This is a genomic window from Pseudomonas sp. 9_2_1, assembly GCF_059295275.1.
The window spans coordinates 683,365-695,939 of sequence record NZ_CM181239.1 but is presented as its reverse complement, the minus strand read 5'-3'; the positions used below and the strand labels follow the sequence as shown (position 1 = coordinate 695,939).

At 64.5% G+C, this 12,575-nt stretch carries 15 protein-coding genes; 3 read left to right on the top strand and 12 right to left on the bottom strand.

Going from position 1 to position 12,575, the window contains the following annotated elements:
* Positions 1-95: 95 nt before the first annotated feature.
* Both pgeF and rluD read right to left on the bottom strand, forming a co-directional pair.
* Positions 96-836, bottom strand: coding sequence for a peptidoglycan editing factor PgeF (pgeF, locus tag AC5O5I_RS03090; RefSeq protein WP_494512057.1), 741 nt, complete (start codon positions 834-836; stop codon positions 96-98).
* The gene (gene rluD / locus AC5O5I_RS03085; protein ID WP_172228580.1) at positions 833-1,795 is read right to left on the bottom strand and encodes a 23S rRNA pseudouridine(1911/1915/1917) synthase RluD; all 963 of its coding nucleotides are present in this window, start codon (positions 1,793-1,795) and stop codon (positions 833-835) included. The genes pgeF and rluD overlap by 4 nt, the downstream gene beginning before the upstream one ends.
* Positions 1,796-1,942: 147 nt before the next feature.
* Between rluD and AC5O5I_RS03080 the strand changes: the two genes are divergently transcribed.
* Both AC5O5I_RS03080 and AC5O5I_RS03075 read left to right on the top strand, forming a co-directional pair.
* Complete coding sequence (locus tag AC5O5I_RS03080; protein WP_172287423.1) at positions 1,943-2,962, top strand: outer membrane protein assembly factor BamD; 1,020 nt, start codon at positions 1,943-1,945, stop codon at positions 2,960-2,962.
* Between the two features lie 94 nt (positions 2,963-3,056).
* On the top strand, positions 3,057-3,287 hold the full coding sequence (locus tag AC5O5I_RS03075) for a PP0621 family protein (RefSeq protein WP_494512056.1): 231 nt from the start codon (positions 3,057-3,059) through the stop codon (positions 3,285-3,287).
* A 37-nt stretch (positions 3,288-3,324) separates the two neighbouring features.
* Here AC5O5I_RS03075 and thiO read toward each other — a convergent pair whose 3' ends face one another.
* From thiO to pilV, 5 genes are read right to left on the bottom strand one after another with little or no spacing between them, the layout of a single operon-like run.
* A complete protein-coding gene (gene thiO / locus AC5O5I_RS03070; protein WP_172231248.1) occupies positions 3,325-4,422 on the bottom strand; it encodes a glycine oxidase ThiO in 1,098 nt (365 codons plus the stop codon).
* Positions 4,423-4,476: 54 nt separating this feature from the next.
* On the bottom strand, positions 4,477-4,866 hold the full coding sequence (locus tag AC5O5I_RS03065) for a type IV pilin protein (RefSeq protein WP_172231251.1): 390 nt from the start codon (positions 4,864-4,866) through the stop codon (positions 4,477-4,479).
* Between the two features lies 1 nt (position 4,867).
* Positions 4,868-5,332, bottom strand: a complete 465-nt coding sequence (locus AC5O5I_RS03060; protein ID WP_172231254.1) for a hypothetical protein — start codon at positions 5,330-5,332, stop codon at positions 4,868-4,870.
* Entirely contained in the window at positions 5,329-5,979 is a 651-nt protein-coding gene (locus tag AC5O5I_RS03055) for a PilW family protein (RefSeq protein WP_494512055.1), read from the bottom strand. The genes AC5O5I_RS03060 and AC5O5I_RS03055 overlap by 4 nt, the downstream gene beginning before the upstream one ends.
* The gene (pilV, locus tag AC5O5I_RS03050) at positions 5,976-6,158 is read right to left on the bottom strand and encodes a type IV pilus modification protein PilV (RefSeq protein WP_172288895.1); all 183 of its coding nucleotides are present in this window, start codon (positions 6,156-6,158) and stop codon (positions 5,976-5,978) included. Before pilV ends, AC5O5I_RS03055 begins: the two co-directional genes overlap by 4 nt.
* A gap of 109 nt (positions 6,159-6,267) precedes the next feature.
* On the opposite strand from pilV, the gene AC5O5I_RS03045 reads away from it, so the two are divergent.
* Positions 6,268-6,756: a GspH/FimT family pseudopilin gene (locus AC5O5I_RS03045; protein ID WP_494512054.1), complete on the top strand. Its 489-nt coding sequence runs from the start codon at positions 6,268-6,270 to the stop codon at positions 6,754-6,756.
* A 68-nt stretch (positions 6,757-6,824) separates the two neighbouring features.
* Here AC5O5I_RS03045 and ispH read toward each other — a convergent pair whose 3' ends face one another.
* The 5 genes from ispH to ribF are packed head-to-tail and all read right to left on the bottom strand — an operon-like array spanning position 6,825 to position 12,503.
* Positions 6,825-7,772 (bottom strand): 4-hydroxy-3-methylbut-2-enyl diphosphate reductase, encoded by a 948-nt coding sequence (gene ispH, locus AC5O5I_RS03040; RefSeq protein WP_172287240.1) that lies wholly within the window; start codon positions 7,770-7,772, stop codon positions 6,825-6,827.
* A 14-nt stretch (positions 7,773-7,786) separates the two neighbouring features.
* The gene (gene fkpB, locus AC5O5I_RS03035; RefSeq protein WP_172287241.1) at positions 7,787-8,224 is read right to left on the bottom strand and encodes an FKBP-type peptidyl-prolyl cis-trans isomerase; all 438 of its coding nucleotides are present in this window, start codon (positions 8,222-8,224) and stop codon (positions 7,787-7,789) included.
* Positions 8,217-8,732, bottom strand: coding sequence for a signal peptidase II (gene lspA, locus AC5O5I_RS03030; protein ID WP_172233412.1), 516 nt, complete (start codon positions 8,730-8,732; stop codon positions 8,217-8,219). The genes fkpB and lspA overlap by 8 nt, the downstream gene beginning before the upstream one ends.
* Positions 8,725-11,556, bottom strand: a complete 2,832-nt coding sequence (gene ileS, locus AC5O5I_RS03025; protein WP_494512053.1) for an isoleucine--tRNA ligase — start codon at positions 11,554-11,556, stop codon at positions 8,725-8,727. Before ileS ends, lspA begins: the two co-directional genes overlap by 8 nt.
* Positions 11,553-12,503, bottom strand: coding sequence for a bifunctional riboflavin kinase/FAD synthetase (ribF, locus tag AC5O5I_RS03020; protein ID WP_494512052.1), 951 nt, complete (start codon positions 12,501-12,503; stop codon positions 11,553-11,555). Before ribF ends, ileS begins: the two co-directional genes overlap by 4 nt.
* Positions 12,504-12,575 lie beyond the last annotated feature (72 nt).

Sequence of the window (12,575 nt, the reverse complement as noted above, 5' to 3'; positions counted from 1 at the left end):
TCGCGGGTGAACCCGCTCCCACAGGATCATCACTGGCCCCGAGGGCGATGCTGTACCTGTGGGAGCGGGCGTGCCCGCGAAGAGGCCGGTGCAGGCTAGCGCGGTTCCAGCCACACAAGGGAAGCAAACCGCCCACCCTGCGGGGTACGGCGATAGGAAAAGAACCGCTCATCACTGACCGTGCACCAGCCACCACCATAAACAGCCGTCACTCCACGCGCCGCCAGGCGAATACGCGCCAGCTCGTAGATGTCGGCCATCAGCTTGCCCGGCCGCTGTCCGTCGACAAAGGCCCGGGCCGCTTCAGGGTGCACGGCAGTAAAGGCATCCCGCACTTCCAGCCCGACTTCAAATGCCTTGGGGCCAATCGCCGGCCCCAGCCACACCAGCACCTCTTCCGGTGCCAGCGCCAGGCGGTCCAGCGTAGCTTCCAGCACCCCACCAGCCAGCCCGCGCCAGCCCGCATGTGCGGCCGCCACGCGGGTACCGGCCCGGTCGCAGAACAGCACAGGCAGGCAATCGGCAGTCATCACGGTACAGGCAACACCGGGCTGGTCAGTCCAGCTGGCGTCGGCCTCGGCCACCACGGCCGGGTCGGCATCCGCCACCACCAGCCCGTGCACCTGCTTGAGCCAGGCCGGCTGGATGGCGAACTCGTCGCTCAGACGACGGCGGTTCTCGGCAACCGCAGCAGGGTCATCCCCCACATGATCGCCAAGGTTGAACGTTGCGTAAGGCGACTGGCTGATGCCGCCCTGACAGGTGGTGACACAGGCGCGAACCGAGGGCGGGGCTGGCCAGTCGGGCAATAGCAGCGACTGCGCCAGGCCACTCATCCGATAAAGCTCTCGCGGTCTTCGTTCAGCAGCGTCAGCAACCAGAGGAAGTCATCCGGCAGCGGCGACTCCCACTTCATGATCTCGCCGGTGATCGGGTGCGCCAGTGCCAGGAAACGCGCATGCAGCGCCTGACGCGGGAAGGTCTTGACCGCCTCGACCATCGTCGGGCTCGCAGCAGGCGGGATGCGGAAGCGCCCGCCGTAGGTCTGGTCGCCGACCAGCGGGAACCCGACATGCGCCATGTGCACGCGGATCTGGTGGGTACGGCCGGTCTCCAGCTTGACCCGCACATGAGTGTGCGAGCGGAAGCGCTTGAGCACGCGGTAGTGGCTGACCGCCGGCTTGCCGCCATCGGTTACCGCCATGCGCTGGCGCATGCCGCCGTGGCGACCGATCGGGGCGTCGATCTTGCCGCCGGCAGTCACCACGCCAATCACGATGCACTCGTAGATGCGGCTGACCTTGCGGCTTTGCATCTGCTCGACCAGCTTGGTCTGCGCCTGCAGGGTCTTGGCCACAACCATCAGACCGGTGGTGTCCTTGTCCAGGCGGTGGACGATGCCGGCACGCGGCACATTGATGATGTCTGGCACGTGGTGCAGCAGCGCATTGAGCAGGGTACCGCTGGCATGGCCGGCGGCCGGGTGCACAACCAGCCCGGCGGGCTTGTTGATCACCATGATATGGTCGTCTTCGTAGACGATATCCAGCTCGATGTCTTCTGCGATCCACTCGCCCTGGGCCTCTTGCTCGGCCTGCAGGGCAAGTACGGCGCCACCATAGACGGTGTCACGAGGGCGCACGACGGCGCCATCGACCGTCAGGCGGCCCTCTTTGATCCACGTGGTAAGCCGCGAACGCGAGTACTCCGCGAACAATTGGGCGGCGACCTGGTCGAGGCGTTGACCGCCCAGATCGGACGGTACCTCTGCACTAAGTTGAATGATCTCGGACATGCTCGATTCGGCGGGCGCACAGCCTTTGGTTTCGGCTGCGAGCTTGTGGTTAAATACGGCTTCTTTTGTCCCGGGGTTGGCCGGGGCGCTCATCATAACAGGACGGCACCGCCCAAGACAGCGGCCGTCAAAGGGACGCAAGCCGCCATGCGAGTGAAACACCTGCTGCTGATCGCCATCCTCGGGCTTACCGCGGCCTGTTCCTCCAATAAGGAAGTCATCGACGAGAACCTCAGCGAGGCCGAGCTGTACCAGCAGGCCCAGGCTGATCTGGACAACTCCAGCTACACCAGCGCCGTGAACAAGCTCAAGGCCCTGGAGTCGCGCTACCCGTTCGGCCGCTATGCCGACCAGGCGCAGCTCGAGCTGATCTACGCCAACTACAAGAACTCCGAGCCCGAGGCTGCCAAGTCGGCCGCCGAGCGCTTCATCCGCCTGCACCCGCAGCACCCGAACGTCGACTACGCCTACTACCTCAAGGGCCTGACCTCGTTCGACCAGGACCGCGGCCTGCTGGCACGCTTCCTGCCACTGGACATGACCAAGCGTGACCCGGGTGCCGCCCGCGACTCGTACAACGAGTTCGCCCAGCTGACCAGCCGCTTCCCCAACAGCCGCTACGCGCCAGACGCCAAGCAGCGCATGATCTACCTGCGCAACCTGCTGGCTTCCTACGAAATTCACGTGGCCGACTACTACCTGAGCCGCCAGGCTTACGTGGCAGCCGCCAACCGTGGCCGCTACGTGGTAGAGAACTTTCAGGAAACCCCATCGGTCGGCGACGGCCTGGCGGTGATGGTCGAGTCGTACCAGAAGATGCACCTGGACGAACTGGCCGCCACCAGCCTGGAAACCCTCAAGCTCAACTACCCGGACCACCCGAGCCTGGCCGATGGCGAGTTCCAGCCCAAGCAGACCGAGTCTGACGGTCGTGGCTGGTTGTCCAAGGCCACCTTGGGCCTGATCGAGACCGACGCCCCGCTGCCGCCGGGCGAAACCCGCGCCAACCAGGACGTGGTCAAGCAGTTCCAGGATGCCCGCGACGAGATGCCGCAAGAACTGCTGCCCAAAGACGAAGATGGCAACCCGATCGTGCCGGAAGGCCCGAAAGAAGCCGAGAAAGACCGCTCGTGGTTCAGCTACATGACCTTTGGTCTGTTCGACTGACGCACTGCGGTACATGAAAGGGAGGCCTTGGGCCTCCCTTTTTTATTGTCCGCGTCCTAGACTGTCGGCTTCTTCAATCGACAAGCTGGACACCATGGTTCGCCTACTTTTCTGGATCGCCCTGATCGCCGCCGCGTTCTGGCTGTGGCGCAAGTTCAAAGTCAGCCAGCAGTCGCGCCCCGAAGCGAAGCTCGACGCGCCGCTGCAGATGGTGCGCTGTGCCCATTGCGGCGTGCACCTGCCCAATGACCGCGCGCTTCAGCGCGGCGGTGAGTGGTACTGCAGCCCGGCGCACCTGCAGCAAGGCCCTGGCAAGCCGGGCTGAGTCGGCACTGATAAACGGCTGAGTTGTCTACAGGCCCTCAGCCCAACCGACCCGCCGGCGCATACGGCGCCGGGTCGATGATCGGCTCGGCCCCTGTCAGCAGGTCGGTAAACAATTGGCACGATGCCGGCGCCAGCACCAGCCCGTTGCGATAATGCCCGCAGTTCAACCACAGCCCCGCATGCCCAGGCACCGGCCCGATGTAAGGAATCCCCTCCGGCGACCCAGGCCGCAGCCCGGCCCAGTGCGCCACCACCGTGGCCCCTTCTAGCCCAGGCAGCAACTCGGCTGCAGATGCCTTCAGGCTATCCAGGGCATCGTCGGTCGGGGTCTTGTCATACCCGGCATGCTCCAGCGTGCTGCCCACCAGAATGTGCCCGTCACGGCGCGGGATGGCGTAGCGCCCCTTGGCCAGGACCATGCTCGGCAGGAAGTCTTCGGCACACTTGAACAGGATCATCTGGCCCTTCACCGGCTCCACTGGCAGCTCAAGACCAAGCGTGCGCAGCAGGTCACCACTCCAGGCGCCGGCACTGAGCACTACCTCATCCGCCACCAGCACGCCATCGGCAGTCTGCACCCCGGTCACCCGACCATCTTGATGAACGAAACCGGTGACCTGGCAGTGTTCGCGCAAGGTCACGTTCGGCAATGCCAGCAGCGCCGCCTTCAGCGACTTCACCAGGCGCGGGTTGCGCACATTGGCCACGCCAGCCATGTAGATGGCCCGCTTGAACCCCGGCCCCAATACCGGCACCGCGTCATAAGCTGCCGAGATATCCACGGCACTCAGCGGCCGCTGCTCGCGCTCGGCCCAGGCCAGGGCTTCGGCCTCGTCGTCCAGGTCCAGCCAGTACAGGCCGGTAGTGTGCACTTCAGGGTCGAGGCCGGTGCTGGCGAACAAACGTTCGCCCAGCTGTGGATAAAAGTCCTGCGACCAGTGCGCCAGGGCGGTCACCGCCGGGCTGTAGCGCCACGGATACAGCGGCGAGACGATGCCACCGCCGGCCCAGGACGACTCGCGACCGACCTCGCCCTGATCACACACCACCACCTGGCCGACCTTCGCCGCCAGGTTGAATGCCGTCAGCAGACCGATCACCCCGCCGCCGACCACCACTACTTGCTTGCTCATCTGTCGATCCAACACCTGAAGTAAAACCGCGATGCACCGGGCACCATTCAACCTTCAGCTTCCCCAGCAGCGCTCGCTGGCCTCGACGGCACCCGGGTTGCGCTGCACGCCGGCCTGGTCGAGCTGGAAATCACCACAGCGATCCTGCGCCATCAGCCCATGCGGCAGCCGCCGGGCGTGCAGCGTGAAGGTATCGCTGTCGCGCCGGGCCTGCAGGCTGTAGTGGCGGTTACCGTCGGGCAACGCCGGGTTGCCCTCGGCGTATTGGCCGGTGCGCACGCGGTGGCGCTCCAGGCGCAGCGCGGCATCGTGCAACAGGCCAACCACTTCGCTGCGCGCGGCTCGCCGAAGCTGGTCGCTGTAACTGGGGTAGGCAATGGCTGCCAGAATGCCGGTGACGGCCAGCACAATCAACAACTCGATCAGGCTCAAGCCTTGCTGCATGTCAGTCTCCTCTCGCTCTTTGTCGCCAGGTAATGCGCTGGGTCTGGTCGCCGACCACGGCATAGACAGCCTCCAGCACATGCCTTGGCTGAGTGTCGAGGCTCACGGCCGTTACCCGGAACAAGGTGACCTGCTGCCCTGGGGGCATGTGTGCAGCACCGTTGCTGGTACCCAGGTTCTGCAGCTGGAAAAAGCCGGTTGGCGCACGCTGCCATTGCCCGCCCAGATCGTGCGGTCGAGTCGGCGGCAGGCACGCCTTGCAAGAGTCAGGGGGTGCCCGTTGGAGTTCGCCATGCCCAGCTTGCAGGGCCTGCTCGGCCTGCTCCAGCGCCAGCAGGCTGTCGCTCAGGTAACCGGTCATCCGCGTGGCCGTAACTGCGTCGCGCAGGGCTGATGCGGCAAGCAGACCCAGCAACATGCTCAGCACCAAAGCCAGCAACAAGACCACGCCACGCTGCCGGTTCATGGCGTCGATACCGGATTGCGAATCACCACACTGAGCTCGTGGTGTTGCTCCAGGTGCAAAGCCGGCTCGTACAGCGTCAATTGAAGATCGATCCGTGCCCTGCCCGGCAGCCGTACATGCGTCACTTGCAGCGCGCGCACATGGTCGATCAGGGGCTGGGGGCGATCACGGCGGCGCGTGAAGTACAGGGTCTTGCCCTCGAGATGATAACGGTACCGGCTGACCGGGACCGCCAGAAGCCTGTCGATGCCTTGCGCGCGCCCCTGGTACACCTTCGCCTCGTTGGTACAGTTGGTCAGCAAGGTCCAGTCCGGATCGCCAGCGTGGCCCGGCAGCTCGGCAACCACCAGGCTCAGGCTTGACGGGCCGACCTCCAGTGGCCGGGCGAAGACCTGATAATTCGCCGGGTCCGGAAAGTCGCCTGGTTTCAGCCGCAGGCAGCCGAACATCCCCGCCATGCGGATATCCTGCGCCATGCGCAATAGCGCCAGCCGGGCATCCTGCTGCATCCGCACTGCCGTACCTTGCAAGCGCCAGGCCTGGTGAGCGGAGGCAAACAGCTGGCTCGCGGCGGTCAGCAGCGTCAACCCGATGGCCAGCGCCAGCAGCAGTTCAAGCAAGCCGAAACCACCCTCTGCGCGCCTCACGGCAGCCGCCGCTCATGCTCGCTGTACGCCGCCATCGCCGCCTGCCCGTCGCGGCGCGCAGTGTCGGTGGCTTGCAATGCCTGAAGCTGGAGAGCCGCCGCCGCGAACAGCCCCACTGCCAAAACCACCACCGCCAACAGCACCTCCAGTAGCGTCATGCCCCGTTGCCTTGCGTGCATCCCTGCACCTCCTCGGATTTTTCCTGCAATCAACTTGAACCTGAGCGACTAGACCCCCTGCCCAACGATCGTGAAGCTATAGCGAAGCACTTCCACAGGGGAATGCACGGTGAAGCAACGTGGCGTAACACTGATGCAAATGATGACGGCGTTGGCGCTGGCCATCCTGCTGACACAGCTGGGTATGCCGGCCTACGCCAGGTTGAGCGACGACCTGCACAGGGCAGCCGCCGCCCGTGACCTGGCACAGACGCTGCGCAGTGCACGCAGCCATGCGCTGCTGCAAAGCCAGCCTGTGCTGGTGCAGGCGCTGGACGGTAATTGGGGGAATGGCTGGCGGGTAGTGCTGGAGCATAACCAGCAGATGGTGCGCGAGCAGCGGCTAGCGCGGCCCCTCGAAATCACCAGCAATCGTGGCGAGCAATTCAAGTTCAGTGCGCAGGGGGTGCCAATGATGCCGAGCAACAGCTGGCTGGGGGTGACGCTGGAAGTGTGCGAACGCTCATCTGCCAAAAGCCGGCATCAGGTGGTGCTGGGGTCCAGCGGGAGGGTTCGTTTGCTCACGGAAGACCGCGACAACAACTGGTGTAACGGCTAACACGGTCAGTGCAGGGGCGGCCTTGTGTCGCGAAAGGGCCGCCCCTGCAGCGTGAACCGTGGAGCCCGTCAGATCAGCGAGCGAACCCGCAGCTCTTTGGGCATCGAGAAGGTGATGTTCTCTTCACGCCCGTCCAGTTCCTCGGCACCGGTGGCGCCCCAGGCCCTGAGCTGCTCGATCACACCACGCACCAGTACTTCGGGGGCCGAGGCGCCGGCGGTGATGCCGATGCGCAGCTTCTGGTCGAACCAGCCACGTTGCAGGTCCTCGGCACCGTCGATCAGGTAGGCCGGGGTGCCCATGCGCTCGGCCAGCTCGCGCAGGCGGTTGGAGTTGGAGCTGTTGGGGCTGCCGACCACCAGTACCACATCGCACTCGTCCGCCAGTTGCTTCACCGCGTCCTGGCGGTTCTGGGTGGCGTAGCAAATGTCGTCCTTGCGCGGGCCGCCGATGTTCGGGAAGCGCGCACGCAGGGCATCGATGACACGGCTTGTATCGTCCATCGACAACGTGGTCTGGGTGACGAAGGCCAGGTGGTCCGGGTCTCTCACCTGCAGGTTGGCAACGTCCTTCTCGTCCTCGACAAGGTAGATGTCACCGCCATTGCTGGCGTCGTACTGGCCCATGGTGCCTTCGACTTCCGGGTGCCCTTGGTGGCCGATGAGAATGCACTCGCGGCCGTCACGGCTGTACTTGGCCACCTCGATGTGCACCTTGGTGACCAGTGGGCAGGTGGCATCGAACACCTTCAGGCCACGGCCAGCGGCTTCCTGGCGCACGGCCTGGGAAACACCATGGGCACTGAAGATGACGATGACATCATCCGGTACCTGGTCCAGCTCTTCGACAAAGATGGCACCACGGTTGCGCAGGTCTTCCACCACGAACTTGTTGTGCACCACTTCGTGACGCACATAGATCGGCGGGCCGAAGACTTCCAGCGCGCGGTTGACGATCTCGATCGCCCGGTCGACCCCCGCGCAGAAGCCGCGAGGGTTGGCGAGTTTGATTTGCATGCTCGGCTCCAGGCTTACAGGGCCTTCACCTCGAGGATCTCCACCTCGAAGGTCAGGGTCTTGCCAGCCAGTGGGTGATTGAAGTCGATGGTCACTTGGTCATCATCGAATGCTTTGACCACGCCCGGAAGCTCGGCGTTGGCGGCATCGTTGAAGATGATCAGCAGCCCTTCGGACAGCTCCATGCCTTCGAACTGGGACCGCGGCATGGTTTGCATGTTCTGCGGATTGGGCTGGCCGAAGGCATTCTCCGGGGCCACCACTACAGTACGCTTGTCACCAGCCTTGAAGCCGAACAACGCGCTTTCGAAACCAGGCAGCAGGTTGCCGTCACCGACCTTGAAGGTGGCCGGGGCCTTGTCGAACGTGCTGTCGACGGTGTCGCCGTTTTCCAGGTGCAGCGCGAAGTGCAGGGTGACTTCGGTGTTCTGGCCGATACGGGTGTCAGTCATGGACCGGATCCTCGGACTTCTTGCTCTTGAACATATCCAGCGCCAGCATCACCGCACCAACGGTGATGGCACTGTCGGCCACGTTGAAGGCCGGGAAATAATGGCGGTTCTGCCAGTGCACCAGGATGAAATCGACCACATGGCCGAGCACGACCCGGTCATACAGGTTGCCGATCGCACCACCCAGTACCAGCGCCAGCGCCACGGCCAGCCAGGTTTCGTTGCGCCCCAGGCGTTTGAGCCATACCACCAGCACCGCGCTGACCACGACCGCGATCAGCGCAAACAGCCAGCGCTGCCAGCCGGCGCCGTCAGCCAGGAAGCTGAACGCGGCACCGGTGTTGTAGGCCAGGGTCCAGCTGAAGTAGTCAGGGATGACGACAATCTGCTGGTACATGGTCAGGGCGTTGTTGAAGTACAGCTTGGTGGCCTGGTCGAGGACCAGCACCAGCAAGCTCAGCCAAAGCCATGCAAGGCGCCCGAAGCGCCCCTCTGCAGGATTAGGCATAGTGACGCACCTCACCCGAACCGCTCAGGTTGTCGACGCAACGGCTGCAGATTTCCGGGTGCTCCGGGTGGCTGCCGACGTCGGCACGGAAGTGCCAGCAACGGCCGCACTTGGCGTGGCCGGACTTGACCACTTGCAGCTTGAGGCCTTCGACTTCGGTGGCCACGGCTTCGGCCGGTGCCTGCACGAACGGCACCACGCTGGCGGCCGAAGTGATCAGCACGAAGCGCAGCTCGTCGCCCAGCTTGCCCAGGTCGGCGCTCAGGCCTTCGTCGGCGTACAGGGTGACTTCAGCCTGCAGGTTGCCGCCGATGACCTTGGCGGTACGCTGGTTTTCCAGCTCCTTGTTGACCGAAGCTTTCACCGCCATCACGCGGTCCCAGTAGGCGCGGTCCAGCTCGATGCCTTCCGGCAGCTCGCTCAGGCCCTGGTACCAGCCGTTAAGCATGACCGACTCGTTGCGCTCACCCGGCAGGTACTGCCAGATTTCGTCGGCGGTGAACGCCAGGATCGGCGCGATCCAGCGCACCAGCGCCTCGCTGATGTGGTACAGCGCGGTCTGGCACGAACGGCGGGCGACACTGTTGGCGCCGGTGGTGTACTGGCGGTCCTTGATGATGTCGAGGTAGAAGCCGCCCAGCTCCTGCACGCAGAAGTTATGCACCTTGGAGTAGACGTTCCAGAACCGGTACTCGCTGTAGTGCTCTTCCAGCTCGCGCTGCAGCAGCAAGGCGCGGTCCACGGCCCAGCGGTCCAGTGCCAGCATGTCTTGCGGCGCCAGCAGGTCGCGCGCCGGGTCGAAGCCGGACAGGTTGGAAAGCAGGAAGCGCGCGGTGTTGCGGATGCGGCGGTAGGCGTCGGCGCTGCGCTGCAGGATCTGCTCGGAAACCGCCATTTCACCGGAGTAGTCGGTGGCGGAGACCCACAGGCGCAGGATGTCGGCACCCAGGGTGTTGTTGACCTTTTCCGGCTCGATGGTGTTGCCCAGCGACTTGGACATCTTGCGACCGTTCTCGTCCACGGTGAAACCGTGGGTAAGCAGCTCGCGATACGGCGCGTGGTTGTCGATGGCGCAACCGGTCAGCAGGGAAGAATGGAACCAGCCGCGGTGCTGGTCGGAACCTTCCAGGTACAGGTCGGCGCGCGGGCCGGTGGCATGGCCGATATCGTGCGAACCACGCAGCACGTGCCAGTGGGTGGTGCCCGAGTCGAACCACACGTCGAGGGTGTCGCTGATCTTGTCGTACTGGTCCGCTTCAGCGCCCAGCAGCTCGGCGGCGTCCAGCTTGAACCAGGCCTCGATACCTTGCTGCTCGACGCGCTTGGCCACTTCTTCCATCAGCTCGACGGTGCGCGGGTGCAGCTCGCCGGTCTGCTTGTGCAGGAAGAACGGAATCGGCACACCCCAGTTGCGCTGACGCGAGATGCACCAGTCCGGGCGGTTGGCGATCATCGAATGCAGGCGCGCCTGGCCCCAGGCCGGGACGAACCTGGTTTCTTCAATGGCCTTGAGCGCGCGCTCACGCAGCGGCTCACCCGTGCTTGGCTGCTTGTCCATGCCGACGAACCACTGCGCGGTGGCGCGGTAGATCAGCGGGGTCTTGTGGCGCCAGCAGTGCATGTAGCTATGGCTGATGGTTTCGGTGTGCATCAGCGCACCGACTTCGCTCAGCTTCTCGACGATGGCCGGGTTGGCCTTCCAGATGAACTGGCCGCCGAAGAACTCCAGCGATTCGACATACACGCCGTTGCTTTGCACCGGGGTAAGAATGTCGTCGTTGACCATGCCGTAGCGCTTGCAGGTGACGAAGTCGTCTTCACCGTAGGCAGGGGCGGAGTGAACCACGCCGGTACCGGCGCCCAGCTCGACGTAGTCGGCCAGGTACACCGGCGACAGGCGGTCGTAGAACGGATGGCGGAAGTTGATCAGTTCCAGCGCCGAACCCTGAGCGGTGGCGATTACCGAGCCTTCCAGGTTCCAGCGTTCGAGGCAGGCTTCGACCAGCTCTTCGGCCAGCACCAGCAGACGCTCGCCGGTATCGACCAGGGCGTACTTGAATTCCGGATGGATGTTCAGCGCCTGGTTGGCCGGGATGGTCCACGCGGTGGTGGTCCAGATCACGATGGCGGCAGGCTTGGCCAGCGAAGGCAGGCCGAAGGCGGCAGCCAGCTTGGCTTGGTCGGCCACCGGGAAGGCCACGTCGATGGTTTGCGATTTCTTGTCGGCGTACTCGACTTCGGCTTCGGCCAGGGCCGAGCCGCAATCGAAGCACCAGTTCACAGGCTTGAGGCCCTTGAACACGAAGCCTTGCTTGACCATTTCGGCCAGGGCACGGATTTCACCGGCCTCGTTGGCGAAGTTCATGGTCTTGTACGGGTTGTCCCAGTCACCCAGCACGCCCAGGCGGATGAACTCGGTCTTCTGCCCTTCGATCTGCTCGGCGGCGTACTCGCGGCACAGCTCGCGGGTGCGGTCGGCCGACAGGTGCTTGCCGTGGGTGACCTCGACCTTGTGCTCGATCGGCAGGCCGTGGCAGTCCCAGCCCGGCACGTACGGGGCATCGAAGCCGGCCAGGGTCTTGGAGCGGACGATCATGTCCTTGAGAATCTTGTTCAGCGCATGACCGATGTGAATCTTGCCGTTGGCATAGGGCGGGCCGTCGTGCAGCACGAACTTGGGACGATCCTTGCCAATCTCGCGCAGCTTCTGGTACAGGCCAATGCTGTCCCAGCGCTGCAGTATCTGCGGTTCGCGCTGAGGCAGGCCGGCCTTCATGGGGAAGGCGGTGTCCGGAAGGTTAAGCGTGGCTTTGTAGTCGGTCATTTCAGGCTCTTGGTTAGCGGTTGAGCGTGCCAATGTGCACGTGCGGCGGCGATATCCGCATCGATCGCCGACTTCAGCGCCTCCAGGGAGGCGAATCGCTGCTCTTCACGCAGCTTGTGGTGGAACTCCACCGTCAGGCGCCGACCGTAAAGGTCGCCAGCATAGTCCAGCAGATGAATCTCCAGATGCGGGCGCCCGTCACCGGCTACGGTGGGGCGCACGCCAATATTGCCGACACCCGGCCAGGCCTTGCCGTCCATCTCGATGCTGGCCAGGTAGACCCCGGACAGCGGCACGCGGCGGCGCTTGAGCTGGATGTTGGCAGTCGGTGTGCCGAGCTGGCGGGCCAGTTTCTGGCCATGCAGCACGCGGCCGGTGATGCTGTAGGGGCGGCCCAGCAGGTGCTCGGCCAGCTCGAAGTTGCCTTCGGCCAGGGCCTGGCGCACTTCGGTGCTGCTGACCCGCAGGCCATCCTGGATGACCGTGTTGGCCGCCTCGACGGTGAAGCCGTACTGCTTGCCGGCTTCGACCAGGAAGGCGAAATCGCCAGCGCGGTCGCAGCCAAAGCGGAAGTCATCGCCCACTTCAAGGTGGCGCACGCCCAGGCCATCGACCAGGATAGCCTTGACGAAGTCATCGGCGCTGAGGCTGCTCAGGCGCTGGTTGAATGCCAGGCACAGCACCCGGTCGATGCCTTCACCGGCCAGCAGCTCGACCTTGTCGCGCAGGCGAGCCAGGCGCGCAGGGGCAGTCTCGGGGGCGAAGTACTCGCGTGGTTGCGGTTCGAAGATCACCACGCAGGTCGGCAGGCCCAAGGCCTGGCCGCGCTCGCGCAGGCGCGCCAGGATTGCCTGGTGGCCGCGGTGAACCCCGTCGAAGTTGCCAATGGTGGCGACACAGCCCCGGTGCTCGGGGCGCAGGTTGTGAAGACCTCGAACCAGCTGCATAACGCGCTTCTTGCTCATAAAGTGGCCGATTATAACCACACCCGGGCGCCGGTGACAGGCAGCAGCGCCCAA

Coding starts and splice junctions, on each gene's coding strand:
- pgeF (WP_494512057.1), bottom strand. CDS start 836: ATGAGTGGCCTGGCGCAGTCGCTGCTATTGCCCGACTGGCCAGCCCCG.
- ispH (WP_172287240.1), bottom strand. CDS start 7,772: ATGCAAATCAAACTCGCCAACCCTCGCGGCTTCTGCGCGGGGGTCGAC.
- AC5O5I_RS03080 (WP_172287423.1), top strand. CDS start 1,943: ATGCGAGTGAAACACCTGCTGCTGATCGCCATCCTCGGGCTTACCGCG.
- lspA (WP_172233412.1), bottom strand. CDS start 8,732: ATGCCTAATCCTGCAGAGGGGCGCTTCGGGCGCCTTGCATGGCTTTGG.
- thiO (WP_172231248.1), bottom strand. CDS start 4,422: ATGAGCAAGCAAGTAGTGGTGGTCGGCGGCGGGGTGATCGGTCTGCTG.
- AC5O5I_RS03075 (WP_494512056.1), top strand. CDS start 3,057: ATGGTTCGCCTACTTTTCTGGATCGCCCTGATCGCCGCCGCGTTCTGG.
- pilV (WP_172288895.1), bottom strand. CDS start 6,158: ATGCACGCAAGGCAACGGGGCATGACGCTACTGGAGGTGCTGTTGGCG.
- ileS (WP_494512053.1), bottom strand. CDS start 11,556: ATGACCGACTACAAAGCCACGCTTAACCTTCCGGACACCGCCTTCCCC.
- ribF (WP_494512052.1), bottom strand. CDS start 12,503: ATGCAGCTGGTTCGAGGTCTTCACAACCTGCGCCCCGAGCACCGGGGC.
- AC5O5I_RS03060 (WP_172231254.1), bottom strand. CDS start 5,332: ATGAACCGGCAGCGTGGCGTGGTCTTGTTGCTGGCTTTGGTGCTGAGC.
- rluD (WP_172228580.1), bottom strand. CDS start 1,795: ATGTCCGAGATCATTCAACTTAGTGCAGAGGTACCGTCCGATCTGGGC.
- AC5O5I_RS03065 (WP_172231251.1), bottom strand. CDS start 4,866: ATGCAGCAAGGCTTGAGCCTGATCGAGTTGTTGATTGTGCTGGCCGTC.
- fkpB (WP_172287241.1), bottom strand. CDS start 8,224: ATGACTGACACCCGTATCGGCCAGAACACCGAAGTCACCCTGCACTTC.